Raw genomic sequence first — 24252 nt, forward strand, 5'->3', positions numbered from 1 at the left:
CCACGGAAGGCGAGCGCATGGCTACCCCTCTCGCAGATGTGCTGGTCACGCTCGGACGCAGGTACGTTCGTGATGCTCCAGGCGTCCTCGGCAAGGCAGAACTGGCCGAGCGGTTTCTGAACCCGTACCTCCGGGATCATCCCCGGCAGCGTGTGGTCCAGGACCGATCAGGCGCCCGATTCGCCGTCGACACCACCGATCTGATTCAGCGCTTCCTGTATCTCTTCGGGGCATGGGAGCCTCACATGACCGGCTGGCTCCAGAGCCGGCTGCGCCCCGGTGACGTGTTCGTGGACGTGGGCGCCAACATCGGGGTGTTCGCCGTTCTCGGCTCCCGCCTTGTGGGCAGTACCGGGCGGGTAGTGGCGATCGAGGCATCGCCTGCGTTCCACCGCAGGGTGCTGCGGCACGCGGCTCTCAATCAGTGCGACAACGTCCGCGCGGTGAACACCGCTGTGTCGGACGAGCACAAGACGCTGACGTTCGTGCTCGCCAGCTCACGGAATATGGGCGCCAACTCGATCGTCCCGTACGACGGTCCGGCGGAGTCCACGTTCGAGATGGAGGCTTCACCTCTGCCGGAGCTCCTTCAGCCGGACGAGGTGGCCGGAGCGCGTGTGATCAAGATTGACGTGGAGGGCGCGGAGGGCGGAGTCGTCCGCGGCCTCGCTCCCCTGCTTGATCAGCTTCGACCGGATGCGGAGATTGCCGTGGAGGTGACCCCGGACCGAATGGCACAACTCGGCGACTCCGTCGAGGAGTTGCTGGAGACCATGCAGAAGCACGGGTTCCATGCCTACCGGCTGCCCACTGACTACTCGCCGGCAAGCTACCCACGAGCGATGCGGCACCCCGTGGCACCGGTCCGCTGGCGGGGGCCGATCGAAGGGGAGACAGAACTCGTCTTCTCCCGCATCGACGCCGAGGAACTGAGAGCCTGTGTCTAAACCCCGCGCGGGCCCGGGCGGGGTTTAGACACAGGCTCTGAATGCCCTCCCAGGATCGCCGCAGGCTTGAGGCCCGGTCGAGTACGAGGTCCCGATCAGCCCGCGCTGATCGGGTAGCGCCACTGGAAGTGGTCCAGCGCGCGCGCCCGTGCTTCCACAATGGCCATGCGCGCGTCCCGCTCCGCGGCGTCGGTGTGTGCGGCCTGGCCGGTGGCCTGCCCCTCCCACTTGCGGTAGAGGAGCCCCACCTCCGACGAGAACCAACCCCGCGTCACGGCGTTCAACGCGAGGAGAAGGCCCGTGTCCTCCGAGGCCGGGAGCGCCATCCAGCCGCCGAGCGCAACAAGCAGATCGCGGCGGATGAAGAGCGTGGCCGGGTGTACCTGGGCTCGGTAGTCGTGCGCCGCCCAGTGGTCGAGCACGGCCTTGCGCTCGATCGGGCCGTGGTCGGGGTCGCCGGGGAAGCCGACGGTCGAACCGTCGGGGAGCAGATCGAGTGCGCGGGACGTCGCCCACCCAAGGGACGGGTCGCCTTCGAGCGCCGCGAGGTCACGGGCGAGCGTGCCAGGGGGAAGCTGGTCGTCGGCGTCCAGGACCTTCACATACTCGCCGTCGGCGCGAGCGAGAGCTATGGTGCGAGCGACTCCGGGGCCGCCACGACGCCCTTGCCGGAACGAGACCCGCTCGTCGTTGGGGACGTGAGGGGCGACCTCGTCGCCCATGCCGTCCTCCTGAATGAGCCAGTGCCACTCCCACCCTTCGGGGAGCTCCTGCTCACAGAGCGACTTGTGGGCGTCGGCCAGGAAGTGCGCCGACGGGGCGTGAACAGCCGTGACGATGATGATGCGCCGGCTCACGGCTCACCACCTTTCCAAGTGAGTCGTGAAGAGCATTTCCGTGCGGTCGCCAGGAAGCGTGACATCGGATACGTCCGCAACGCGGCCCTCGGTGTCGTACGAGGTCTTTCTCAGGATCAGCACCGATGTGCCGGGCGGGAGGTCGAGCTCCTCCGCCTCCTCCGCCGTCGGCGGTCGAGCGGTCACGCGCTCCTCCACGCGGCCGATCTCGATGCCCACGGTGTAGAGCTGGTTCCAGGTGCCGCCCGGCCAGGGCTCCTTGGTCTCGTCCAGGAGGTCCGGGTTGCTCTCGACCCGCTCGCGGATCAGATACGAAGTGACCAAGCTGAACGGCGCGCGTTCGGCCCTGTACCGCGTGCGATACGTGCGCTCAACCAGAACGGTGCCCTCGGGCACTCCCATTGCCTCGGCGAGATCCTTGGGCGCTTTGATCTCGCGGTACGAGGCATGAAACACAAGGTCGTCGACTGCGAGGCCGGTGTCCTTCTCGGTGGCGCCGGTCCGGACTCGTTGCTCCTCCGGCTGGCGCGCGCGGTTCTTCTCCCACTGATGCCGACTGTTCGCGCGCTGCACCAGCGTGCGCGGGCGACGGACGAAGGAACCGCGGCCGTGCTGTTTGTCGATCAGCCCTTCGGTCTGCAACACACGGAGAGCCTCTCGGATCGTCACATGGCTTTTGCCGAAGCGCTCAACCAGCGCCGACTCGGCGGGCAATCGGTCGCCAGGCCTCAGCTGACCTGCGCGAATCTCCGCGCGTAGCTCGTCCGCGATCCGCTCGTACGCCTTTGCCACGGGTGCTCCCCGGTCCGTTGTCCGACGTGACTCAGCATACGACTCCTAAAGAGGACTTGATGAGTGGAGGGGTGGCGGGTCATGGTCATGGCAACTCCAGAAGAGGACTGGAGCGGGTCCCGGGTCGCGGATGCTCATGGGGCGTGGTGGTCCCGGCTTCGGGCGCCTTGTGGCGTGCGGCTGTGGTGTTTGCCGGGCCGCCGGGGGCGACGGATGGCGCAGGAGGGGGCTCGGGCGGTGGGGATCCGTACGGCCGATGTCCCCAGGACACCGAGGAGCCCGGCAACTCGGGGGAGTTGCCGGGCTCGCAGCTCGGGCAGAGCGGGGGTGGGTCAGGGGGAGGGGGCCTCGGCCCCGGCCTGGTCGTCGGGGGCCGCCTCGGTGGTGTCGTTGCCGGGGGCCGCCGGGTCGCCGGGTGCCGCCTGGTCGTCGGCCGAGTCGGGGGCGTCGTCGCGGTGCCGCGAGGAGGGCGAGGCGCCATGGGCCTCGGCGCGGATGCGCTGCTTCATGGTGGGCGGCAGGGCGGAGGCGGCGGGCAGGGCCCATCGCACGGTCGGCGCAGCCGAGGTGGCCGGTTCGCTGCGGTTGTACGTCGCGTCGTGCTGCGGTACGGGAGCCGTGGCGGCGGTGGCCTGGCCGGCGGCCAGACCGAAGAAGGCGAGGAGGGCGACGAGCGCCCCGGTGAGTGCGGTCCACCAGGTCGTGAGCTTGCTGTTTGCCATGACGTCCTCGCTTCTTCCGTAAGCAGTGTGCTGATGGCTTGCCCGAATTGCGTTGTATCCGATGATGTGCGGGGGCCATGCGGGAGGCGAGGAGCGACGCACCGTATCGGTGGATGTTCCGATGAACTACACACGGATGGAGCATCACCGATTGATATCGATCGGTGTGTATAGTCGGGCGACAGAGGTCCCTTACGTCAAGGAAAGACGAGGTCGCGCGGTGAAGAAGCTTCTCCTGGTCGCACTGGCCGCCATCGGCGGGCTCCTCGTGTACCGCCAGATCCAGGCGGATCGCGCCGAGCAGGATCTGTGGACGGAGGCGACCGACTCCGTGCCCGCAGGTTCGGGTGTGTGAGACCGAAAGACCCGGTTGCGAAGCCCCGGCCACTGTGGTGGCCGGGGCTTCGTGCTGTCCCGGGGCATGCCCCGGACGCTGTTGAGTTCACGTGAGCGAATAGTTGACTTGCGAGGGCAAAGGTGGGGCGGGGCGACGTGCGGACGAGGCACAGCAGGTCACGGCGGGCGGCACGGAGGATCGGGGCGGCGGTGGCCGCCCTCGGCGCGCTCCTGGCGGCGCCCGGGCCCGTGCACGCGGCCGGGCCGCCGTCTTCGTACCGGTTTCCCGAGGGCGTACAGGACGTGTCGGGGGGTGCGAAGAACACCGACGGGCCGGTGCTCAAGGCCGATACCGCCTACAGGTCGGTCATCAAGCCCGGTGGCAAGCTCTATTTCCAGCTGGTTCTGGACGGCGAGACCGACGCCTACGCGTCGGCGGTCGCCCTGCCGGGGCCGGCGGGCGCGAAGCTCGCCTACGGCGACTCCATCAAGGTGTCGCTCCAGGACGCCGGCGGCGAGGACTGCGACTCCCAGCGCCGTTCGATCGGCTCGGCGCAGTACCCGCACCCCATCGCCGCCTACGCCTACCGCGCCGTGCGCAAGAGCCTGTCGACCTGTCAGGAGCCGGGCACCTACTACATGGTGGTCGAGCGCGAGAGCGACGCGGCCTCCACGCCCTCCGACTGGGGGCTCGACCTGCGCTACACGACCGAGCCCACCCGCAGGGGGGCCGGTCCGAGCACGGCGCCCTCCGGCTGGCCGTCCGTGTCACCGGCCCCGCCGGCCGGAACCCCGCGCCAGGCCCACGGCGGTACCGGCTTCCACGACGCGACCGCGCTGTCCCCAGGGCAGTGGAAGGACGCCGTCCGGCCGGGCGAGACCCTCTTCTACCGGGTGCCGCTCGACTGGGGCCAACAACTCTTCGCCAGTGGAGGTTTGGGCAGCCTCTCGGCCGCAAAGGACGGCTATATCGGCACGGCCCTCTCCCTCCAGCTCTACAACCCCGCGCGGGGCTTCGTCTCCGGGGCGTCGGCGCCGTACGACGGAAAGCAGAAGGAGGCCGCGCTCGACCCCCTCGCGCCGGTCGCCTACGAGAACCGCTACTCGACCACCGACGAGACCTCGGCGATGCGGGTCAGCGGCTCCTACTACCTGGCCGTCTCCCTCAGCCCCGAGGTCGGTCAGACCTTCGGGAACGCGCCGTACGACCTGATGTTGCGGCTGACCGTACGGGGCGAGGCGAAAGCCGGTCCCTCCTACGCGGGCCGGGCGCCCGACTTCGGGGCGGGCCGCTCCTCTGCCGTCGACGGCTCGATGAAACTTGTCGCGGCCCTCGGAATCGGCATGGGCACGGTGCTCGTGGCCGGACTGGGGGTGTGGACGCTGGTCGCCCGCAGGCGCGCGGCCACCCCCGGCCCGCAGGGCTTCGGCCCGCCCGGCGCCTGGTAGCCACGGCCCTCAGGTCTGCGCCAGCGCCCAGAAGCCGACGGCGAAACACACCAGCGCCACCAGGAGCACCGGCACCGCGACCTTGGCGGGCGGCCCCGGCCGCGGCCGGGGCGCGGAAGCCACGAAAGAGGCTCCCTGGACGGGAACTTGGGGCGGCACGGCCGCATTGGGGTACGGCGCCGTGTACGGGGCCGTCGCGGGCGTCGGCGGCGTCTGCTCGTACTGCGGCGCCAGGTACGCGGGGGCCGACGTGGGAGGGGTGGGGGGTTGCTGCGGAGGCGGAGGGATGGCGCCGGAGCCGGAGACCGAAGGCGCCTGACCTGATGCCGAGCGGTCGTACCCCAACTGCCCTGACTGCCCGGTCTGTTGGAGCCAACCCTCCCCCATGTCCCCGTGTGGGCCCGTCTGTTGTGCGTCCTGTTGCCGTATGCCATCCCTTCTCAAGGAGGAGGCCGTTACGGAGGAAGACGTCACGGAGGAGGTCGTAGCGGAGGAAGAGGAGGACGTCTGTGGATCCTGGGCCGGGTTCTCGGGGCCGTGCTCGGCGAAGCCGGGGGGCAGGGGGCCGATCTGGTCGAAGACTTCGACGGGCTCCTCGTCCGGATCCTGGTCGGGCAGCAGCTCCACCGCCGAGGCCAGCGCCTTGCGCGCCCCCGTGGCCGTGCGGAACCGGTTCTGCGGGTTCGGCTGGAGCAGCCCCGCGAGGACCTGCCAGAGGGGCTCGGGGATGCCCTGAGGGGCGCCGGGAGTGCCGTGGGCGGCGAAGTACTCGACGAGGGCCCGCGCGTCCGGCTTGCTGCCCTCCAGGAGGTAGAGCGCGACCAGGCCGACGGCGAACAGGTCGGACGGGAAATCGGGTTCGGCGCCCATCATCTGCTCCGGCGCGAAATAACCCGGCGTCCCCACCACGTAGTTGGTCTCCGTGAGGCGGGGCTCGCCCTTGCGCATCGAGATGCCGAAGTCGGAGAGCCGCAGGTGCGGGCGGCCGCTGCCGGTGGCCTCCAGGAGGATGTTGGCCGGTTTGATGTCGCGGTGCACGACCCCCTCCGCGTGGACAGCGGCCAGGCCCGCGAGCAGCTGGTCGAGCAGGGTGCACACGAACCGGGGCGGCAACGGCCCGTAGTCGCCGATCAGATGGGCCAGTGAGCCGCCGCTGACCAGGTCCATGGTGAACAGGACCTTGTCGTCGTCGGCGGCCCAGCTGGCCGGTGCGAGCACGTGCGGGTGGTCGATCCTGAGGGCCTGCTCGCGGACGAACCGCAGCAGCGTGTGGGCATCGCTCTGCTGGAGCACCTTCGCCGCCACGTAGCGGCGCCGACGCCGGTCCCAGGTGCGCCAGACGGCTCCGGCCCCGCCCCGTCCGACCGGGTCGACCAGCTCGTACCGACCGGCGAAGACCTCGCCCACCCGATGCCCCCAGGATCGATCGGACCGTTGTCAGCTCTGGTGCGACTCGTAGTGCGAGACCGCCTCGGCGGTGCGCCCCGCGCCGTACACCCGGAGGAACTCTGCCAGTTCGGGGTGGGCGGGGGCGAGAGTGTCGGCGGCGTCGATGATGTCGCCCGCGGCCGAGACGGAGCGCAGCAGCGACTGGATCTCGCGCACCACGCGACGTACCGTCGGGGCGCCCGAACTGGACGTCGTCTGGCCGGTGTTGGTCAGCACCGAGCCTCCCTGGGACTTCTTGATCTCTTCCATCCGGTCGGTGGCTTCCGCGGCGCTCACACTGCCGTCGGCCACCTGCCCCGCCAGGTCCTGGAGCGCCTGGACGCGCTGCACCACGGCCGGATTGCCGATCTTGGCGCGCTGCCCGCTCATCAGCTGTGACAGCATGGGCGCCGAGAGCCCCAGAACAGCGGCGAGCCGGGCCTGATTCAGCCCGAGGTCGTCTATCAGCCGGCGGAAGAGCGCCCCCAGCGGCTCCCCGTACCAGCTCCGCTGAAGCTCCCTGGCTCTGGCGGTCGCTTCCTGCTGTGCTGCGTCCATTGCGCGTCTCCCCATCGCTTCCCCATTGAGGCCGCTTCACGGGTGCGAACCTCGACGAGCATCTTACGGAGAGTGGTCGTTCACCGGGAGTCCCAATCCTTTTGCGAGATCCCCGGTTCCACCCGGTACTCTGGTCCCGCACCACCTCATCCGGGGCCTTAGCTCAGTTGGTAGAGCGCTGCCTTTGCAAGGCAGATGTCAGGAGTTCGAATCTCCTAGGCTCCACATCCCAGAGGCCCCCTGACCTGCGTAAACGCGGGTTGGGGGGCCTCTTTGTGCGCCTGTCTCATCGCTGGGTGCCCCGAGCCGGGGCGCGGGCCGAGGCGCTGGATCCGCGCCGAATGGGCACGCTTCCCGGTCAATCCGACCGGGCCGGCCCCTGAAATGATCTTGCGCTCCAGGAGGAGACGTAGCCTGGCGGGGGCGTACGGGCAGGCGCCGAATCGCCGAGTGCGGAAGGTGGGTTGGGGATGGAAGCCGAGCGGACCGCGACCGGCCGGGCGGCCTGGGGTGCCGGCGGGGTCGCCTTGATCGTTCTGGGCGGCGTGCTGATCTGGATCATTCAAGCCAGGGCCGCCGGCTTGCCCGAGGACCACAGCCTGATGGCGGGCCTGGTGGTCCGCTCGGTGAACTTCGTGTTCCTCGGCGGCGGCGCCTGGTGCCTGGTGAGGGCCCGGAAGCAGCGCGCCTGACGGCGGCGACGACCGACGCCCGGCCGCCTCAACGGGCAGCCGGGCGTCCGTCGCGCTTCCTGTCGCTCAGCGCCGATCGACGGCCACTCAGTGCCGTTCGTCGCGTTCCGCCGCCTCTTCCGCGGCCTGTTTGGCCTGTACCTCGGGGTCGAGGGCGTCGGTGGTGCTGCCGTCCACGGAGGTGAGCGGGGGACGGTCGCCGACCTCGGTCGGCTCCGGGGGCTCGACCAGCCAGTCCGGGTTGGCCTGCTTGTCCCACCACCGCCACGCGGCGAACGCGCCGCCCGCGAGGATGCCGAGGATCACGAGACCCTTGGCGGCGCGGGCCGCCCTGGCCTGGCGCCGGTGCTTGCGCGCGAGCTTCTCGATCTCCTGCGTCGTCACCTGTCCGCGCAGCGCGGCGAGGGCGGCCGCCGAGCGTGCCCTGGCTTCTTCGCGCAGCGGCTGGGCGGCGGCGACCGCCTGTTCCACGCGCGGGGCGGCGTATTCGGCGGCCTGCCGGACGGCCCGGCGCGAGCGCTCCGCCGCCTGGTGGGTCACCTCGTCCACCTTCGGCGGGACGCGCGGCGCGAGGTGGGCGTCGTACTGGTGCCGGGCCTGGGTGCGGGCCTGGGCCGCGGCCTTCGACACCTTCGGCGCGACGCGTACGCGCGCTTCCTGGGCGTAGTGCTGGGCATACTGTGCGGCCTGCTGCCTGGCCGAATCGGCGTAGGGCGCCACCACTTCCGCGGCGTGCAGCACGCTCTCCTTCGCCGTTCCGGTCGCGGCGCGCACGCTCTCCATGCGGGTCACGTGATCCTCCTCCTTGGTGGCGGTTCGGTATGTCGCCTTTCCACCCATCTCGAAATCATGCCTGTCCTGCGGGTACCCGGCATGCGCTCAAAGGCATCCGGGTGGGCATCGAGTGTTTGAAGCATCTGCGGGGCGTGGTGCTGGGCGCAGTACTGGAGGGAGCTTGCGGTCGACAATGCCACGGTCGCGGGCGGTACGGCACCGTTCAGCGGGTATCTGTCGGTAACCGGGCGCTTTCCCGTTCGCCGGTGCGGTCCGTGCGAGGATCGTGGGACGTCAGTGCAGACCTCTAAGGAAGGCAGATCGTGGCCGAGCAGCTTTACGCCACCCTGAAGACCAACCAGGGCGACATCGAGATTCGGCTCCTGCCGAACCACGCACCCAAGACGGTCAAGAACTTCGTGGAACTCGCCAAGGGCGAGCGCGAGTGGACGAACCCGGCGACCGGTGAGAAGACCACGGCCCCGCTGTACGACGGCACCGTCTTCCACCGCGTGATCAGCGGCTTCATGATCCAGGGCGGCGACCCGCTGGGCAACGGCACCGGCGGCCCGGGCTACGAGTTCGCCGACGAGTTCCACCCGGAGCTGGGCTTCGACAAGCCGTACCTGCTGGCCATGGCCAACGCCGGCCCGGCCACCAACGGCTCGCAGTTCTTCATCACCGTGTCGCCCACCGCGTGGCTGACCCGCAAGCACACCATCTTCGGCGAGGTCTCGAACGACGCCGGCCGCAAGGTCGTGGACGCCATCGCCGCCACCCAGACCAACCCGCGCACCGACCGCCCGGTCAACGACGTGGTCATCGAGTCGGTCGTCGTCGAGTCCCGCGAAGGCTGATCTCCGGCTCCGCAGGGAACCTTTCCGCCCCGCTCGTGCGTATGACGAGCGGGGCGGAGCTGCTGCACGAGGACGAGGGAGCCCGATGAACCAGGACGAGGATCAGGCGCGGCAGGCCGGCCTGCCCAGCTGCTACCGGCATCCCGGGGTGCACACCGGCATCAGCTGCAGCCGTTGCGACCGCCCGATCTGCCCCGAGTGCATGATCAGCGCCTCCGTCGGCTTCCAGTGCCCGGAATGCGTGCGCTCCGGCTCCGGCACCGGTCACGCCCCGACGGCGAATCAGCCGCGCACGCTGGCGGGCGGGGTCCTGGCGGCGGGCGACCCGCAGCTGTTCACCAAGATCCTCATCGGGGTCAACGTCGCCGTATTCCTGGTGCAGTTGGCGGTCGGACAGCGGATCGCCGACGAGTTCTCCCTCCTTGGATGGGCCAGAGTCCCGGGCTTCGATGGCGTACAAGGCGTCGCCGAGGGCCAGTGGTATCGCCTGCTGACCTCGATGTTCCTGCACAACGGCTACGCCCACATCGGCTTCAACATGCTCAGCCTGTGGTGGCTCGGCGGCCCCCTGGAGGCCGCGCTCGGAAGGGCCCGCTATCTGGCGCTGTACTTCGTGTCGGGCCTGGCGGGCGGCGCGCTGACGTACCTGCTCGCGGCCCAGAACCAGTTGACGCTCGGCGCGTCCGGCGCGATCTTCGGCCTGTTCGGTGCCATGGCGGTGCTGATGCGGCGGATGAAGTACGACATGCGTCCGGTCATCGGGCTGCTCGTGGTCAACCTGATCTTCACGTTCGCGTGGGCGGGCATTGCCTGGCAGGCGCACGTGGGCGGGCTGGTCGCGGGTGTCCTGCTCGGCATCGGCATGGTCCACGCCCCCGCGGAGCGGCGCGACCTGGTGCAGTGGGGCAGCTGTCTGCTGGTGCTCGCGGTCTCGGTCGGCATCGTGCTGATCCGCACCGCTCAGCTCACCTGACCACAGCGGGTACGAGCTTTCCCCAGAGTTGTCCACAGCGAGTGTCCGAACTTGTGCACCGGGTGGGGAACGCCTGCGCCCCTCGCTCCTGACCTGGGTCTTTCCAGGCGGGGCAAGGGGCGCATGGGGTGTGGAGGCCGGCGGAGCCAGTCACACCGGCGTCAACCTTCCGGAAGTTATCCACAGATCGTCTGAGTTATCCACTCCCGGTGGATAGCGCTGTGGATAACTAGGGGCAGAGCTTGCATTCGCCGCTCCTGCCCCTGTCCGAACAGCGCGATTTTCACGGTACGGACAGCGCTACTTCCACTGCGTGGACACGCCGAAACCACCCGCGATGAAGCCGAAGCCGACGACGATGTTCCAGTTGCCGAGCGCCTTGAGCGGTAGGTCGCCCTCGGTCACATAGAAGAGGACGATCCAGGCGAGCCCGATGAGGAAGAACGCCAGCATCACCGGGGCGACCCAGCCTCGGCTGCCCAGTTTGATGGCGGTCGCCTGCTTCGCGGGCGGCGGCGTGAAATCGGCCTTCTTGCGGATACGTGACTTCGGCACGAGGAACTCTCCTGTCGATGCGCTGCGTGACCGCGCAGGGAACTGTGGCGGCGCCGGGGGACGGGACTGCGGGGGAAGCCTCCCCCAAGCGTCCGTTAGCGTAGTGCTTCCGTGGCGCCGAAGGAGATAAGGGTACGTTGAGCAATTCTGCCGACTCCCCCGACGGGGTCCCCGAGCAGCCCCGGCGCCGCCTGCGCGCCCGCCCCGTACGGCTGCTCTCCGCCGCCGTGTTCGCGCTCGCCGGCCTCATCTTCGTCACCAGTTTCAACACGGCCAAGGGCACCAACATCCGCACCGACGCCTCGCTCCTGAAGCTGTCGGACCTGATCAAACAGCGCGACCACAAGAACAAGGAACTCGGCGACTCCACCGCGGCTCTGCGCGGCGACGTCGACGCGCTCGCCCAGCGCGACGACGGCTCCACCAAGGCCCAGGACCAGCTCCTCAACGGTCTCAAGGACGCCTCGGGCACCGCGCCGGTCTCCGGAAAGGCGCTGAGCGTCACGCTCAACGACGCCCCGCCCAACGCCACGGCCGCCCCCGGCTACCCCGCCCCGCAGGCCAATGACCTCGTCATCCACCAGCAGGACCTGCAGGCCGTCGTCAACGCGCTGTGGCAGGGCGGCGCCCAGGGCATCCAGGTCATGGACCAGCGCCTGATCGCCACCAGCGCGGTGCGCTGCGTCGGCAACACCCTGATCCTCCAGGGCCGCGTCTACTCGCCCCCGTACAAGATCACGGCGGTCGGTGACACCGGGAAGCTGCGCGGCGCGCTGAACGCGTCCAAGGCGATCCAGAACTACCAGCTGTACGTGAAGGCCTACGGGCTCGGCTGGAAAGTCGACGAGCACAAGACGATGACTCTCGCTGCCTACTCGGGCACAGTGGATCTCCACTACGCGAAACCGGTGAAGTAGCGCGCGGGAAGGGGCATCTCCGATGTCCGTGCGGATCGTCGTGAGGACCTTCAGCGAACTGTGCCTCACCGTCGGCACCCTGATCGTCCTGTTCGTCGTGTACCTCCTGTACTGGACCGGCGTGAAGGCCGACAACGCGGCCGGCGACCAGATATCCGGCCTGCGGGAGCAGTGGGCCCAGAACCCCCCGCCCCGCCCGGCAGCCCCGCACAAGGCCGCCCCACCGCCCGCGTACACCGAAGGCCGCTCCTTCGCCGTCATGTACATCCCCCGGCTCGGCAAGGGCTGGCACAAGCCCGTCCTCGAAGGCACCGCCGTCAAGGACCTCCAGAAGGGCCTGGGCCACTACGCCAACACCGCGCAGCTCGGCCAGCAGGGCAACTTCTCCGTCGCCGGCCACCGGCGCACCTACGGCGACCCGTTCAAGGACTTCCCCGAACTGCGGCCCGGCGACGCGGTCGTCCTGCGCGACGACACCACCTGGTACACCTACCGCATCGACGACAAGCCCTACCGGACCGTGCCCAGCGACGTCGCCGTCATCGACCCCGTCCCCGCCAAGTCGCCGTTCCGCTCGCCCGGCCGCTATCTGACGCTCACCACCTGCGACCCGGAATGGGGCAGCAGCCACCGGCTGATCGTCTGGGGGCACCTCGACTCCACGCTGCCCGTGGCGCAGGGCAGACCCACAGCTTTGGACGGCTGACCCCCAACCACAGTCCAGCCCCTTACTCTGGTGCCGTAACGATCGTCGGAAGGGACAGCGGGGACAGCATGTACGGCTGGATCTGGCGGCATCTGCCGGGCAACGCGTGGCTGCGGGCGCTCATCTCGCTCGCGATGGTGCTCGTGATCGTCTACGTGCTCTTCCAGTACGTCTTCCCGTGGGCGGAGCCGCTGCTCCCGTTCAACGACGTGACGGTGGACCAGGGGATGGGGACGGCAGCCCGGTGAGCGCGCGCATTCTCGTAGTCGACAACTACGACAGCTTCGTCTTCAACCTGGTCCAGTACCTGTACCAGCTCGGCGCCGAGTGCGAGGTCGTCCGCAACGACGAGGTGTCCCTCGAACACGCCCAGGACGGCTTCGACGGCGTCCTGCTCTCTCCCGGTCCCGGCGCGCCCGAACAGGCGGGCATCTGCGTCGACATGGTGCGCCACTGCGCCGCAACCGGCGTGCCCGTCTTCGGCGTCTGTCTCGGTATGCAGTCGATGATGGTCGCGTACGGCGGCGTCGTGGGCCGGGCCCCCGAGCTGCTGCACGGCAAGACGTCGCCGGTGCTGCACCAGGGCACAGGCGTTTTCGCGGGGCTCCCCTCTCCTTTCACGGCGACCCGCTACCACTCGCTGGCCGCCGAGCCGGCGACCCTTCCGGGCGAGCTCGAAGTCACCGCCCGCACCGAGGACGGCATCATCATGGGGCTGCGCCACCGTGAACTGCCGGTCGAGGGGGTCCAGTTCCACCCCGAGTCGGTCCTGACCGAGCACGGCCACCGCATGCTGGCCAACTGGCTGGTCCGATGCGGGGACGCGGGGGCCGTCGAGCGGTCGGCGGGGCTCGCGCCGGTGGTGGGCAAGGCCGCGGCGTGACTGCCGTGCGTCCGGAGCACGAGTACGACCCGCTGACGGACCCCCTGCCACCCGGCGGGCACGGCTCGCCCTGGTTCCGGGCCGGCAACCTGCCACCCGACGCTTCAGCCCCCGCACAGGAGCCCGTATCCGGGCCTGCGGCCGACCCGCCGGCGCCTGCTCCCGAGCCGCTGACGCAGCCTCAGGAGTGGTACCCGCCGGGCCCCGTGGCCCACCAGCAGGACTGGTATCCCGCGCAGGAGCCGATATCCGAACCGGCCGCCGCGCCGATCACCCGGGCGATGCCCGAGATACCCGTCCCGGAGCCGATATCCCTCTCGGAATCCCTTTCGGAGCCGATGTCCGGCCCCGATCCCCGGTACGCCCCCGGTCCGCGTTCCGTCGCCGATCCGCGTTCCGTCGCGACGAGGGACAGTGAGACCGTCGCGCTGCGGACCGTGGACGAGCGGGCAGCCGTCCCGCCGGCCACCGGAGGGCGGGCAGAGCGGCGCAAGGCCGCCAAGAGCAAGGGGCGCGCGGCCCCCGTTCCCGTTGCCGAGCCGGACGGGCGGCGACTGACCCGGGCCGAGGCTCGGCGCGCGGCCAAGGCGCGCAAGGACAGCGCTGCGGTGATCGCCAGCCGGGTCCTGGGGGAAGCCTTCATCACGCTGGGCGTGGTGATGCTCCTGTTCGTGACGTACCAGCTGTGGTGGACGAACGTCCGCGCACACCAGGAGGCGGGCAGCGCCGCCAAGAAGATCGCGCAGGACTGGGCGGACGGCCGCAAGCCCGGCACGTTCGCGCCCGGCCAGGGCTTCGCCATCATGCACATCCCCAAGCTGGACGTCGTCGTCCCGATCGCGCAGGGCACCAGCAAGACGAAGGTCCTCGACAAGGGCATGATCGGCCACTACGACGAGGGCTCCCTCAAGACGGCCATGCCGGCGGACGCGACCGGCAACTTCGCGGTCGCCGCCCACCGCAACACCCACGGCGAGCCCTTCCGGTACATCAACCGGCTGAAGGCGGGGGACAAGGTCATCGTCGAGACGCAGGACGCGTACTACACCTACGAGATCACCAGCCAGCTGCCGCAGACCTCCCCGGCGAACGTGTCGGTACTGAAGCCGATCCCCGTGGGATCCGGATTCACCAAGCCCGGCCGCTATCTGACGCTGACGACATGCACGCCGGAATTCACGAGTACCTACCGGCTGATCGTGTGGGGCAAGATGGTCGACGACCGACCGCGCAGCAAGGGCAAGCCCGACGCGCTCGTGGAATGACCGAACGGACAGCAGGGGCGGGTGCGGTGGCGACAGGAACCGACCACGACGAGCGGACCGGCACGCCCGGACCGGCTCCGGCCCGGCGCGGCCGCGGTGCCGTCGCGGGCGTCATCAGCGTCTTCGGCGAACTGCTCATCACGGCGGGCCTGGTGCTCGGCCTCTTCGTCGTCTACTCGCTGTGGTGGACGAACGTCATGGCCGACCGCGAGGCGTCCGCACAGGGCGACACCGTGCGCCGCGACTGGGCGGCCTCCACGGGCCCCGGGGCGCTCGACACCAAGGGCGGCATCGGCTTCCTGCACGTGCCGGCGATGAAGAACGGCGAGGTGCTCGTCAAGAAGGGCACCGACACCGACGTCCTCAACGGCGGTGTGGCCGGCTACTACACGGACCCGGTCAAGTCGACGCTTCCCGGCGCGGCCAAGAGCGGCAACTTCACCCTCGCCGCCCACCGGGACGGCCACGGCGCCAAGTTCCACAACATCGACAAGCTGAAGACCGGCGATCCGGTCGTCTTCGAGACCAAGGACACCTGGTACGTCTACAAGGTGTTCGCGGAGCTGAGCGAGACGTCGAAGTACAACGTCGACGTGCTGCAGCCGGTCCCGAAGGAGTCGGGCGCCAAGAAGCCCGGCCAGTACATCACCCTGACGACCTGTACCCCGGTCTACACCTCGAAGTACCGCTACATCGTGTGGGGCGAGCTGGTGCGCACCGAGAAGGTCGACGCCAGGCGCACCCCGCCGGCCGAACTGCGCAAGTAATACGCCGAGTTGCTACGGCGCCGCTCGTACGGCACTGAGACCGAGCCAGTACGCCACTGAGCCCCGGCACCCTCACAGGGTGCCGGGGCTCAGTGCTGAGCGCTGCGCGGACTAGGTCAGCGGTCCGCCGGACGGTCCGCCGAACGGGAAGCCGCCCCCGCCGCCGCCGAACGTGGTCAGCGTGACCGGCTGGTTCGGGTCGGCCATGGTGCCCGAGCCGGGCGTGACGATCGTGACGCGCGCCTTCTCGTCGTCCGAACTGCCCGGCGCGAACTGGATGTTGCTGAAGCCCGCGTCGTTCAGCGCCTGCTCGGCCTTCTTCACCGTCTGCCCGACCAGACCCTGCGGAATGGCCACCTGGCCGCCGGGCGGAGGAGTCTGGCTCTGCGGGCCCTTGGAGACCTTCAGGACGATCTGCACGTCCTTGGCCTGGTTGGTGTTGCCGGTCGGGGTCATCGAGACGACCTGGTTGAGCGGCTTGTCCGCGGAGTCCACGTCCTGGCGGGACACGTTCGTGAAGCCGAGAGCATTGAGCTGCTGGACCGCGACGTTGTAATCCGAACCCGTCACATCGGGCATCTTCGTGGTCTGCTTCTTGGCGATCTCAAGCGTGACCGTCGAGTTCTTCTCCGCCTGCGAACCGCCCGTCGGGTCCTGGGTGACGACCGTGCCCGGCGTCGAGCTGGACTCGACCTCCTTGGTCTTCACCTGGAAGCCCTTGCTCTGGAGCAGCTGCGTCGCGCTGTCCTTGTCCTTCTGCGTGACGTCCGGAACCTCGATCTTGGGCGCGCCCGTGGAGACGGTGACCAAGACGGTCTCGCCCTTCTTCATGTTGCCGTTCGCCGGGTTCTGGCTGCAGATGTTGCCCTTGGGCTGGTCCGCGCACGGCTCGTTCTTGGTCACGGACATCTTGACCCCGGCGTTGGTCGCCAGCTTCTCCGCGTCGCCCTGGCTGCTGCCGACGAGGTTGGGCACGCTCACCGTGCCGCTGTCGGCGTTGCCGCTGAAGACGGACTTGCCGATCAGGATCGCGCCGACCAGCACCAGGACGCCCGCCAGGATCAGCAGGATCGTCGAGGTGTGGGACTTCTTCTGGCGGCGCCGGGCGGGGCGGTCGTCATAGCCGTAGCCGCCGTCGTCCGGATTGACCGGCGGCAGCATCGAGGTCTGACCCGCACCCGAGTCGGTCGGGCGCAGCGCGGTCGTCGGCTGGTCGTTGCCGTAGCCGTTGTTGTAGCCGTCGTACCCGTTGCCGTAGCCGACCGCGCCCAGGGCGGCGGTCGCGGCGACCGGCTGACCGTCGAGGTAGGCCTCGATGTCGGCGCGCATCTCGTCCGCCGACTGGTAGCGGTAGTCGGGGTCCTTGACCAGCGCCTTGAGGACGATGGCGTCCATCTCGGGCGTGATCTCGGTGTCGAAGTTCGAGGGAGGCTGCGGCTCCTCGCGTACGTGCTGGTAGGCCACCGCGACCGGCGAGTCCCCGACGAAGGGGGGCCGGACGGTGAGCAGCTCGTACAGCAGGCAGCCCGTCGAGTACAGGTCGCTTCGCGCGTCGACCTGCTCGCCCTTGGCCTGCTCCGGGGAGAGGTACTGGGCGGTGCCGATCACGGCGGCGGTCTGCGTCATCGTCATGCCGGAGTCGCCCATGGCGCGGGCGATGCCGAAGTCCATGACCTTGACCTGGCCGGTGCGCGTCAGCATGACGTTCGCCGGCTTGATGTCACGGTGGACGATCCCGTTGCGGTGCGAGTACTCCAGCGCCTGGAGGATGCCGATGGTCATTTCCAGGGTGCGCTCGGGCAGCAACTTGCGCCCGGAGTGCAGCAGTTCGCGCAGGGTCGAACCGTCGACGTACTCCATCACGATGTACGGGATGGAGACGTTGTCGACGTAGTCCTCGCCGGTGTCGTAGACAGCGACGATCGCCGGGTGGTTGAGCGAGGCGGCCGACTGGGCCTCACGGCGGAACCGGGCCTGGAAAGACGGATCGCGGGCGAGGTCGGCCCGCAGCGTCTTCACGGCGACGGTGCGGCCGAGCCGGGTGTCGTGCGCGAGGTAGACCTCCGCCATGCCACCACGGCCGAGCACCTGGCCCAGCTCGTACCGGCCGCCGAGGCGACGCGGCTCTTCCATAGCTAATCCAGCCCTCTCCGTCTGTCCCGACCGTACCCATGGGTGGTCCGGCGGTGTGCTGTTCGCGCATACGCTACCGGGCACCGCAAGCCGATCAGCTCGCGACCGCCACCTGATACCGGACCGGTACAGGGCACGTGTGATGTTTCACGTGAAACGAGCGACCGTTTCACGTGAAACAGCCCGGGTCACTTCTTGCTGTCGAGCACCGCCTTCATCACGTTCCTGGCGATGGGGGCCGCAAGCGCGCCACCCGCGATGTCGTCACGGGTCGTGTCGGAGCCTTCGATCACCACGGCGACCGCGACCGGGGAGCCGTCCCCGGTCTTCGCGTAGGAGATGAACCAGGCGTAGGGGTTGCCGTTGTTGTCGACACCGTGCTGGGCGGTACCGGTCTTGCCGCCGACGGTCACGCCCGCGATCTGGCCGTTCTTGCCGGTGCCGTCGGTGACCACGAACTCCATCATCTTCTGCAGCTTCTGGGCATTGGCGGCCGACATCGGCTGGCTCATCTGCTCCGGCTGGGTCTTGGAGAGCACGTCCACGTTCGGCGCCTGGAGCTGGTCGACCATGTACGGCTTCATCAGCTTGCCGTCGTTGGCGACGGCGGCGGCGACCATGGCCATCTGGAGCGGGGTCGCACGGTTGGAGGCCTGCCCGATGCCCGCCATGGCGTTCTGCGGGCGGTTGTCCTTCGGGTAGATGCTGGCGTCGGTGCGGACCGGGTTGAAGATCTGCTTGTTGAAGCCGAACTTCTCGGCCTCGGCCTTCATCTTCTCGTTGCCCAGGTCGGCGCTGATCTTGCCGAAGACGGTATTGCAGGACCACTGGAGAGCCACCTTCAGCGTGGCGTTCTCACAGGGGATGTTGCCCTCGTTGTTCAGCGGCTGGTGGGCGGTGTCCGGCAGGATGTACGGCACTGGCGACCGCGTCGGGTCGTCGATGCCGGAGTACAGCCCGTTCTCCAGGGCCGCGGCGGCGGTGACCACCTTGAAGGTGGAGCCCGGAGGGTAGGTCTGGCGCAGCGCCCGGTTCAGCATGGGCTGGTTCTTGTCGTCCAGCAGCGCCTTGTAGTTGCTGCTGTCCTTGTTGGTGCTGCCCGCGAACACGGACGGGTCGTACGACGGTGTCGAGGCCAGCGCGAGGATGGCGCCGGTCTGCGGGTTGATCGCCGCGACCGCGCCCTTCTTGTCGCCGAGGCCCTGGAAGGCGGCCTTCTGGGCGGCGCTGTTCAGGGTGGTGACGACGTTGCCGCCCTGCTTCTTCTCGCCGGTGAACATCGAAAGGGTGCGGTCGAAGAAGAGGCGGTTGTCGGTGCCGGACAGGATGCTGTCCTCGATCTTCTCCAGCTGGGACGCGTCGAAGATCTGCGAGGCGTATCCGGTGACCGGCGACCACATGGTGCCGTCCTTCCAGACCCGCTTGTACTTGAAGTCGGTGCCCGAGGTCTCCGTGGAGCCGGTGATCGTCTGGCCGTCGGCCGTGATGATGTTGCCGCGCTCGTGGGCGAACCGCTCGATCTGGACGCGGCGGTTGTACTTGCTCGCGTTCAGCTCGTCGGCCCGGACGTACTGGAGCCAGTTGTCGCGGATCATCAGCGAGAGGACGAGCAGCCCGCAGAAGATCGCGATCCGGCGCAGGGGCTTGTTCACGGTCGGACCACCTGGGTCATCTCGGCGTCGGGGGACGGGGCGGGGGCCGGCGCGGGGCGGCGAGCGGTGTCGCTGATCCGGATCAGGATGCCGATCAGGGCCCAGTTGGCGATGACGGACGAACCGCCCTGCGCGAGGAACGGCATCGTCATACCGGTCAGCGGGATGAGGCCCATCACACCGCCGGCCACGACGAACACCTGGAGCGCGAAGGCGCCGGAGAGGCCGATCGCGAGGAGCTTGCCGAACGGGTCGCGGGCGGCGAGCGCGGTGCGCACGCCGCGCTCCACGATCAGGCCGTAGATCAGCAGCAGCGCCATCATTCCGGCCAGGCCCAGTTCCTCGCCGACGGTGGAGAGGATGAAGTCGGCGTTGGCGGCGAAGCCGATGAGGTCGGAGTTGCCCTGGCCGAGGCCGGTGCCGAGCGTGCCGCCGGATCCGAACGACATGATCGCGTCGCCGATCTGCTGGCAGGCGCCGTCCGTCTTGTAGCAGGCGAAGGGGTCCATCCAGGCCTTCACACGCTGCTGCACATGCGACTCGAAGGTGGCCACGCCCACCGCGCCGACCGCCGACATCAGCAGACCGAACACGATCCAGCTGGTGCGCTCGGTGGCCACGTACAGCATGACGACGAACAGGCCGAAGAACAGCAGCGAGGTGCCGAGGTCGGTCTCGAAGACGAGGATCAGGATCGACATCGCCCAGATGACCAGGATCGGCCCGAGGTCACGGCCGCGCGGCAGGTACAGACCCATGAAGCGGCGGCTGGCCAGCGCCAGCGCGTCCCGCTTCACCATCAGGTAGCCGGAGAAGAAGATCGCGATGATGATCTTCGCGAACTCGCCGGGCTGGATGGTGCCGAGGCCGGGAATCGAGATCCAGATCTTCGCGCCGTTGACGGCCGGGAAGAACATCGGCAGGACCAGCAGGAACAGCGCCACCGCCATCGAGATGTACGTGTAGCGCTGCAGGATGCGGTGATCCTTCAGCAACAGCAGCACGCCGATGAACAGGGCGACACCGACCGCGGTGAACAGGAGCTGGTGGGGAGCGTCGGGGGAGAACTTGCCCCAGGCGTTCTTCGCGCGCTGGATCAGCCGGGGCGACTGGTCGAGCCGCCAGATCAGCACCAGGCCGAGCCCGTTGAGCAGCGTCGCGAGCGGCAGCAGCAGTGGATCGGCGTACTTGGCGAACTTGCGCACCACCAAGTGCGCCACACCCGCCATCAGGCCCAGGCCCAGACCGTATCCGAGCATGCCGGAGGGAAGCTTGCCGGTCATGGCAAGCCCCACGTTGGCGTACGCGAACACCGGGATGGCCACGGCGAAGATCAGCAGGGCCAGCTCGGTGTTGCGGCGGCTCGGTGCTTCGATCGCGCCAATGGTGGTCGTGTTGGTGACAACGCTCATGGTGTGGAAAGGCCCCCTACGGCTGCCTACTGCTTACCGCACTGCGAGACCAGCTTCTGCTCGTCCTCCGAGAGGCTGGGGCCGGGTGTGGGAGATGCGGTGGTGGTGGTCTTGCTGGACGGGGCGCCGGTGGCGCCCGTGCCGGGCTTCGCGGAGTTGTTGCCCTCCGCGGCGCGGCGCTCCTCCTCCTTCTTGCAGGCGGACGCCTGCGTCGCGAACTCCTGGATCTTGGCCTGCGCCTTGTCGAGGCTGCTCGCGGCGATCGTCGAGTCGATCTGGTTGCGCTGGTACTGCGGGAGGTACTTGAGTTCGATCTCGGGGTGATCGGTCTCCACCTTGGAGAGCTTCACCCACGCCAGGTCCTGGCTGATGCCCCGGTACAACGCCACGTGCGGCGTGCCGTCGCTGTTGGTGCCGATGAAGTACTGCGTCTGCGTCCAGCGGTACCCGCCGTACAGACCGCCGCCGACGACCGCGAGGGCCAGCACGATGTACAGCGATCTGCGGATCCACCGGCCTTTGCCGCCGCGCCGGCGCGGCTTGACGAAGTCCTCGTCGGTGTACGAGCCGAACGCGCCCTCGGGCGGATTGCCGTAGCCGCTGTCGTCGCCACTTCCGGGCGGGCCGAAGCCGCCACCCGGGGGCGACGGCGCGGGGCGGCCGAGCCCGGAGGCGCGGCCGGCCGGGGTCTGCATGGCGCCGCCGTCGTTCGACTGCAGCTGGTTCTCGGCGACCGCGCCCACGATGACCGGCGTGTCGTTGAGCTGCCCCGCCAGGGTGTCCCCGGAGTCGACGTCCAGCACATCGGCGATGATCACCGTGATGTTGTCGGGACCGCCGCCGCGCAGCGCGAGCTGGATCAGCTCCTGCACGGTCTCCTGCGGGCCCTGGTAGCTGGCGAGGGTCTCCTCCATCGTCTGGTGGGAGACCACCCCCGACAGGCCGTCAGAACAGATCAAGTACCGGTCGCCGGCCCGCACTTCACGGATCGACAGATCGGGCTCGACATGGTCGCCGCTGCCCAGCGCGCGCATCAGGAGCGAGCGCTGCGGGTGGGTGGTGGCCTCTTCCTCGGTGATGCGACCCTCGTCGACCAGCCGCTGCACCCAGGTGTGGTCCTGGGTGATCTGCGTGAGGACGCCGTCGCGCAGCAGATAGGCGCGCGAGTCGCCCACATGCACCAGGCCCAGGCGCTGACCCGTCCACAGCAGAGCGGTGAGCGTGGTGCCCATCCCCTCCAGCTGGGGGTCCTCCTCGACCATCATGCGCAGCTGGTCGTTGGCCCGCTGCACGGCGGTGCCCAGCGAGGTGAGGATGTCCGAACCGGGAACGTCGTCGTCGAGCGTGACCAGCGTGGAGATCACCTCGGACGAGGCGACCTCACCGGCGGCCTGACCGCCCATGCCGTCGGCGATGGCGAGGAGACGGGGACCGGCGTAACCGGAGTCCTCGTTCCCCTCGCGGATCATGCCCTTGTGCGATCCGGCGGCGAAACGCAGGGAGAGACTCATGCGCACCTCGCCTGTCGGCTCGGGGTACAGCCGGTCATGTCGAGCCACACTGCCCACCCTCCGGTCGGGAGCCCGTCCCGGTCCCTGGGGACCGCCGCGGCTCGCTCGCTCCGCTCGCTCATTGTCGTACTACTTCCGCAGCTCGATGACGGTCTTGCCGATGCGGATCGGCGCGCCCAGCGGAATCGGGGTCGGGGTGGTGAGCCGGGTCCGGTCCAGATAGGTGCCGTTGGTGGACCCGAGATCCTCGACGATCCAATTGCCGTCCCGGTCCGGGTAGATCCTGGCATGGCGGCTCGACGCGTAGTCGTCGTCCAGGACGATCGTCGAATCGTGCGCCCGGCCCAGCGAAATAGTCTGGCCCTGCAACGCGACCGTGGTGCCGGTGAGAGTGCCCTCGGACACGACCAGCTTGGTGGGGGCGCCACGGCGCTGCCGCCCGCCGCCACCCTGCTGCTGGCCGCGCTGGGGCGGTGGCGCGGCGGCCGCGGCGGCCTGCCTGCCGGTCTGCGGCTGCCGGTTCGCGTCATTGCCCCGGCGCGAACCGCGCTGGGTGACGCGCGTACCGAACAGGTCGCTGCGAATGACCTGTACGGCCACGATGACGAACAGCCACAGTACGGCGAGGAAACCCAACCGCATGACCGTGAGGGTCAGCTCTGACATTGCCCCCGCTTCACCCTTCGGCTTGCCGGTAAACGATGGTGGTGCTGCCCACGACGATCCGCGAGCCGTCGCGGAGCGTAGCGCGGGTGGTGTGCTGCCCGTCCACCACGATGCCGTTGGTGGACCCGAGATCCTGGATCGTCGGGGGCGTTCCGGTCCGGATCTCACAGTGCCGGCGCGAGACGCCGGGATCGTCGATCCTCACATCCGCATCGGTGCTGCGGCCAAGGACCAGAGTCGGGCGGGAGATCTGGTGGCGGGTGCCATTGATCTCGATCCAGCGTCGCACCTGGCCGTGCCCGCCCGGCATCGGCCCCGGAGCCGCCGGACGGCGGTCGGCGGGCGAACCACCCGGGCGGCCCGGAGGCGGCGCCGCGGGCATGGGCGGTGCCGCGGCCGGCGGGTAGCCGTAGCCGCCACGGCCGCCCTGAGGGGCCACGGGCGCGGGACGCTGCGGGGTACCCGGGCCGGGGCCCTGGGGACCCTGCGGGCCCTGCTGGTCGGTGCTGGACGCGAGCGTACGGCTGCGCACCCGGTACAAACCGGTGTCGAGGTCCTCGGCCTTCTCCAAGTGCACCTTGATCGGGCCCATGAAGGTGTAGCGCTGCTGCTTCGCGTAGTCACGCACCAGGCCGGACAACTCGTCGCCGAGCTGGCCCGAGTACGGGCTGAGCCGCTCGAAGTCCGGAGCGCTCAACTCGACGATGAAGTCGTTGGGGACGACCGTGCGGTCCCGGTTCCAGATCGACGCGTTGTTGTCGCACTCGCGCTGGAGCGCGCCGGCGATCTCGACGGGCTGGACCTCGGACTTGAAGACCTTCGCGAAGGTGCCGTTGACCAGGCCTTCGAGACGCTGCTCGAAACGCTTCAGGACTCCCATGGGGCACCTCCTCCGTCGTTGCCGTCCTGGTGTTGCTGCCGGTTCTGCTCTGGGTCACGCTCTTGGTACTGCTTACTGATCGTATCCACGCGTCGGGAAATCGGCTGGTTCCCCTTCTGTGCCCTGTGGACGAGTGTCACCTCTCACACGCACCTCTCGTACGGATCGTAGAGGTGGCTTCCCGACAGTGTCCCGCACCCGGGGTGCACTCAGGAGGAGCGGGTAACGATGCCGCGGGTTGCCTCTCTCCTGATCTGCTCCTCCCCACCAGGGTCGCCGCAAACAACGGATGTGAATCCACCCTGCCCAGCGTGCTAATCTTCTCGACGTCGCCAGGCAATCGCACCGAAAAGTGAGAGAGCCCAGCACACCACTCTTGCGCGAGTGGCGGAACGGCAGACGCGCTGGCTTCAGGTGCCAGTGTCCTTCGGGACGTGGGGGTTCAAATCCCCCCTCGCGCACAAGTCGGAAGCCCCGTAGATCCCCGGATCTGCGGGGCTTCCTTCGTATGTACCAGGCT

The 24252-nt window shown here is 69.0% G+C and carries 25 protein-coding genes and 2 tRNA genes; 14 read left to right on the top strand and 13 right to left on the bottom strand.

The annotated features are described in order from the left end of the window. Nucleotides 1-17: 17 nt before the first annotated feature. On the top strand, nucleotides 18-947 hold the full coding sequence (locus ACWC2B_RS11935; RefSeq protein WP_450716336.1) for an FkbM family methyltransferase: 930 nt from the start codon (nucleotides 18-20) through the stop codon (nucleotides 945-947). 95 nt (nucleotides 948-1042) lie between these two features. On the opposite strand, the gene ACWC2B_RS11940 is transcribed toward ACWC2B_RS11935, so the two are convergent. From ACWC2B_RS11940 to ACWC2B_RS11950, 3 genes are all read right to left on the bottom strand, one after another. Next, on the bottom strand, nucleotides 1043-1804 hold the full coding sequence (locus ACWC2B_RS11940) for a glycosyltransferase family 2 protein (RefSeq protein WP_450716337.1): 762 nt from the start codon (nucleotides 1802-1804) through the stop codon (nucleotides 1043-1045). Nucleotides 1805-1807: 3 nt separating this feature from the next. After that, entirely contained in the window at nucleotides 1808-2596 is a 789-nt protein-coding gene (locus ACWC2B_RS11945; RefSeq protein WP_450716338.1) for a GntR family transcriptional regulator, read from the bottom strand. A 332-nt stretch (nucleotides 2597-2928) separates the two neighbouring features. Then, nucleotides 2929-3318, bottom strand: coding sequence for a DUF6344 domain-containing protein (locus tag ACWC2B_RS11950; RefSeq protein WP_450716339.1), 390 nt, complete (start codon nucleotides 3316-3318; stop codon nucleotides 2929-2931). Nucleotides 3319-3538: 220 nt separating this feature from the next. Between ACWC2B_RS11950 and ACWC2B_RS11955 the strand changes: the two genes are divergently transcribed. After that, nucleotides 3539-3673: a DLW-39 family protein gene (locus ACWC2B_RS11955; protein ID WP_003958712.1), complete on the top strand. Its 135-nt coding sequence runs from the start codon at nucleotides 3539-3541 to the stop codon at nucleotides 3671-3673. Nucleotides 3674-3864: 191 nt separating this feature from the next. Further along, the gene (locus ACWC2B_RS11960) at nucleotides 3865-5103 is read left to right on the top strand and encodes a hypothetical protein (RefSeq protein ID WP_450716340.1); all 1239 of its coding nucleotides are present in this window, start codon (nucleotides 3865-3867) and stop codon (nucleotides 5101-5103) included. Nucleotides 5104-5112: 9 nt separating this feature from the next. Here ACWC2B_RS11960 and ACWC2B_RS11965 read toward each other — a convergent pair whose 3' ends face one another. Beyond that, nucleotides 5113-6510 carry a serine/threonine-protein kinase gene (locus ACWC2B_RS11965; protein ID WP_450716341.1) on the bottom strand — a complete coding sequence of 466 codons (1398 nt, stop codon included), beginning with the start codon at nucleotides 6508-6510 and terminating at the stop codon, nucleotides 5113-5115. Nucleotides 6511-6540: 30 nt separating this feature from the next. Further along, on the bottom strand, nucleotides 6541-7089 hold the full coding sequence (locus ACWC2B_RS11970) for a helix-turn-helix domain-containing protein (RefSeq protein WP_450716342.1): 549 nt from the start codon (nucleotides 7087-7089) through the stop codon (nucleotides 6541-6543). Nucleotides 7090-7241: 152 nt separating this feature from the next. On the opposite strand from ACWC2B_RS11970, the gene ACWC2B_RS11975 reads away from it, so the two are divergent. After that, nucleotides 7242-7314, top strand: a tRNA-Ala gene (locus tag ACWC2B_RS11975). Between the two features lie 245 nt (nucleotides 7315-7559). Next, nucleotides 7560-7781: a hypothetical protein gene (locus ACWC2B_RS11980; protein ID WP_450716343.1), complete on the top strand. Its 222-nt coding sequence runs from the start codon at nucleotides 7560-7562 to the stop codon at nucleotides 7779-7781. Nucleotides 7782-7868: 87 nt separating this feature from the next. Here the strand turns inward: ACWC2B_RS11980 and ACWC2B_RS11985 are convergent, their stop codons facing one another. Beyond that, nucleotides 7869-8573: a DUF5324 family protein gene (locus ACWC2B_RS11985; RefSeq protein WP_450716344.1), complete on the bottom strand. Its 705-nt coding sequence runs from the start codon at nucleotides 8571-8573 to the stop codon at nucleotides 7869-7871. A 305-nt stretch (nucleotides 8574-8878) separates the two neighbouring features. Here ACWC2B_RS11985 and ACWC2B_RS11990 point away from each other — a divergent pair, with 305 nt between their 5' ends. Both ACWC2B_RS11990 and ACWC2B_RS11995 read left to right on the top strand, forming a co-directional pair. Beyond that, complete coding sequence (locus ACWC2B_RS11990; RefSeq protein ID WP_450716345.1) at nucleotides 8879-9412, top strand: peptidylprolyl isomerase; 534 nt, start codon at nucleotides 8879-8881, stop codon at nucleotides 9410-9412. Between the two features lie 85 nt (nucleotides 9413-9497). Next, the gene (locus ACWC2B_RS11995) at nucleotides 9498-10385 is read left to right on the top strand and encodes a rhomboid family intramembrane serine protease (RefSeq protein ID WP_450716346.1); all 888 of its coding nucleotides are present in this window, start codon (nucleotides 9498-9500) and stop codon (nucleotides 10383-10385) included. 300 nt (nucleotides 10386-10685) lie between these two features. Here the strand turns inward: ACWC2B_RS11995 and crgA are convergent, their stop codons facing one another. After that, nucleotides 10686-10940 (bottom strand): cell division protein CrgA, encoded by a 255-nt coding sequence (crgA, locus tag ACWC2B_RS12000; RefSeq protein WP_053724735.1) that lies wholly within the window; start codon nucleotides 10938-10940, stop codon nucleotides 10686-10688. A gap of 137 nt (nucleotides 10941-11077) precedes the next feature. On the opposite strand from crgA, the gene ACWC2B_RS12005 reads away from it, so the two are divergent. The 6 genes from ACWC2B_RS12005 (at nucleotide 11078) to ACWC2B_RS12030 (ending at nucleotide 15478) form a co-directional block, all read left to right on the top strand. After that, complete coding sequence (locus ACWC2B_RS12005; RefSeq protein ID WP_450716347.1) at nucleotides 11078-11857, top strand: DUF881 domain-containing protein; 780 nt, start codon at nucleotides 11078-11080, stop codon at nucleotides 11855-11857. A gap of 22 nt (nucleotides 11858-11879) precedes the next feature. Then, complete coding sequence (locus tag ACWC2B_RS12010) at nucleotides 11880-12563, top strand: class E sortase (RefSeq protein WP_450716348.1); 684 nt, start codon at nucleotides 11880-11882, stop codon at nucleotides 12561-12563. Between the two features lie 68 nt (nucleotides 12564-12631). Further along, nucleotides 12632-12811 carry a hypothetical protein gene (locus tag ACWC2B_RS12015; protein ID WP_053724737.1) on the top strand — a complete coding sequence of 60 codons (180 nt, stop codon included), beginning with the start codon at nucleotides 12632-12634 and terminating at the stop codon, nucleotides 12809-12811. Beyond that, complete coding sequence (locus tag ACWC2B_RS12020; protein ID WP_450716349.1) at nucleotides 12808-13446, top strand: aminodeoxychorismate/anthranilate synthase component II; 639 nt, start codon at nucleotides 12808-12810, stop codon at nucleotides 13444-13446. Before ACWC2B_RS12015 ends, ACWC2B_RS12020 begins: the two co-directional genes overlap by 4 nt. Then, complete coding sequence (locus tag ACWC2B_RS12025) at nucleotides 13377-14711, top strand: class E sortase (protein WP_450716350.1); 1335 nt, start codon at nucleotides 13377-13379, stop codon at nucleotides 14709-14711. The genes ACWC2B_RS12020 and ACWC2B_RS12025 overlap by 70 nt, the downstream gene beginning before the upstream one ends. Nucleotides 14712-14737: 26 nt before the next feature. Next, nucleotides 14738-15478 (top strand): class E sortase, encoded by a 741-nt coding sequence (locus tag ACWC2B_RS12030; RefSeq protein WP_450716351.1) that lies wholly within the window; start codon nucleotides 14738-14740, stop codon nucleotides 15476-15478. Between the two features lie 111 nt (nucleotides 15479-15589). Here ACWC2B_RS12030 and pknB read toward each other — a convergent pair whose 3' ends face one another. The 6 genes from pknB to ACWC2B_RS12060 form a co-directional block, all read right to left on the bottom strand. Then, entirely contained in the window at nucleotides 15590-17611 is a 2022-nt protein-coding gene (gene pknB / locus ACWC2B_RS12035; RefSeq protein ID WP_450716352.1) for a Stk1 family PASTA domain-containing Ser/Thr kinase, read from the bottom strand. 188 nt (nucleotides 17612-17799) lie between these two features. Next, nucleotides 17800-19263, bottom strand: a complete 1464-nt coding sequence (locus ACWC2B_RS12040; protein ID WP_450716353.1) for a penicillin-binding transpeptidase domain-containing protein — start codon at nucleotides 19261-19263, stop codon at nucleotides 17800-17802. Further along, nucleotides 19260-20675, bottom strand: coding sequence for an FtsW/RodA/SpoVE family cell cycle protein (locus tag ACWC2B_RS12045; protein WP_450716354.1), 1416 nt, complete (start codon nucleotides 20673-20675; stop codon nucleotides 19260-19262). The genes ACWC2B_RS12040 and ACWC2B_RS12045 overlap by 4 nt, the downstream gene beginning before the upstream one ends. A gap of 26 nt (nucleotides 20676-20701) precedes the next feature. Next, nucleotides 20702-22186: a Stp1/IreP family PP2C-type Ser/Thr phosphatase gene (locus ACWC2B_RS12050; RefSeq protein ID WP_450716355.1), complete on the bottom strand. Its 1485-nt coding sequence runs from the start codon at nucleotides 22184-22186 to the stop codon at nucleotides 20702-20704. A gap of 129 nt (nucleotides 22187-22315) precedes the next feature. Beyond that, the gene (locus ACWC2B_RS12055) at nucleotides 22316-22852 is read right to left on the bottom strand and encodes an FHA domain-containing protein FhaB/FipA (protein WP_450716356.1); all 537 of its coding nucleotides are present in this window, start codon (nucleotides 22850-22852) and stop codon (nucleotides 22316-22318) included. 10 nt (nucleotides 22853-22862) lie between these two features. Then, nucleotides 22863-23732 (bottom strand): FhaA domain-containing protein, encoded by an 870-nt coding sequence (locus ACWC2B_RS12060; protein WP_450716357.1) that lies wholly within the window; start codon nucleotides 23730-23732, stop codon nucleotides 22863-22865. A gap of 378 nt (nucleotides 23733-24110) precedes the next feature. Here ACWC2B_RS12060 and ACWC2B_RS12065 point away from each other — a divergent pair. After that, a tRNA-Leu gene (locus tag ACWC2B_RS12065) sits at nucleotides 24111-24193 on the top strand. Nucleotides 24194-24252: the final 59 nt, after the last annotated feature.

This window comes from Streptomyces sp. NPDC001415 (assembly GCF_053597395.1).

Excerpts from the sequence above, each read along its gene's own strand:
- ACWC2B_RS12055 (WP_450716356.1), bottom strand. The coding sequence starts at position 22,852 with ATGTCAGAGCTGACCCTCACGGTCATGCGGTTGGGTTTCCTCGCCGTA.
- ACWC2B_RS11980 (WP_450716343.1), top strand. The coding sequence starts at position 7,560 with ATGGAAGCCGAGCGGACCGCGACCGGCCGGGCGGCCTGGGGTGCCGGC.
- ACWC2B_RS12045 (WP_450716354.1), bottom strand. The coding sequence starts at position 20,675 with ATGAGCGTTGTCACCAACACGACCACCATTGGCGCGATCGAAGCACCG.
- ACWC2B_RS12010 (WP_450716348.1), top strand. The coding sequence starts at position 11,880 with ATGTCCGTGCGGATCGTCGTGAGGACCTTCAGCGAACTGTGCCTCACC.
- ACWC2B_RS12050 (WP_450716355.1), bottom strand. The coding sequence starts at position 22,186 with ATGAGTCTCTCCCTGCGTTTCGCCGCCGGATCGCACAAGGGCATGATC.
- ACWC2B_RS11935 (WP_450716336.1), top strand. The coding sequence starts at position 18 with ATGGCTACCCCTCTCGCAGATGTGCTGGTCACGCTCGGACGCAGGTAC.
- pknB (WP_450716352.1), bottom strand. The coding sequence starts at position 17,611 with ATGGAAGAGCCGCGTCGCCTCGGCGGCCGGTACGAGCTGGGCCAGGTG.
- ACWC2B_RS12025 (WP_450716350.1), top strand. The coding sequence starts at position 13,377 with ATGCGGGGACGCGGGGGCCGTCGAGCGGTCGGCGGGGCTCGCGCCGGT.
- ACWC2B_RS11950 (WP_450716339.1), bottom strand. The coding sequence starts at position 3,318 with ATGGCAAACAGCAAGCTCACGACCTGGTGGACCGCACTCACCGGGGCG.
- ACWC2B_RS12060 (WP_450716357.1), bottom strand. The coding sequence starts at position 23,732 with ATGGGAGTCCTGAAGCGTTTCGAGCAGCGTCTCGAAGGCCTGGTCAAC.
- ACWC2B_RS11970 (WP_450716342.1), bottom strand. The coding sequence starts at position 7,089 with ATGGACGCAGCACAGCAGGAAGCGACCGCCAGAGCCAGGGAGCTTCAG.
- ACWC2B_RS11995 (WP_450716346.1), top strand. The coding sequence starts at position 9,498 with ATGAACCAGGACGAGGATCAGGCGCGGCAGGCCGGCCTGCCCAGCTGC.
- ACWC2B_RS12015 (WP_053724737.1), top strand. The coding sequence starts at position 12,632 with ATGTACGGCTGGATCTGGCGGCATCTGCCGGGCAACGCGTGGCTGCGG.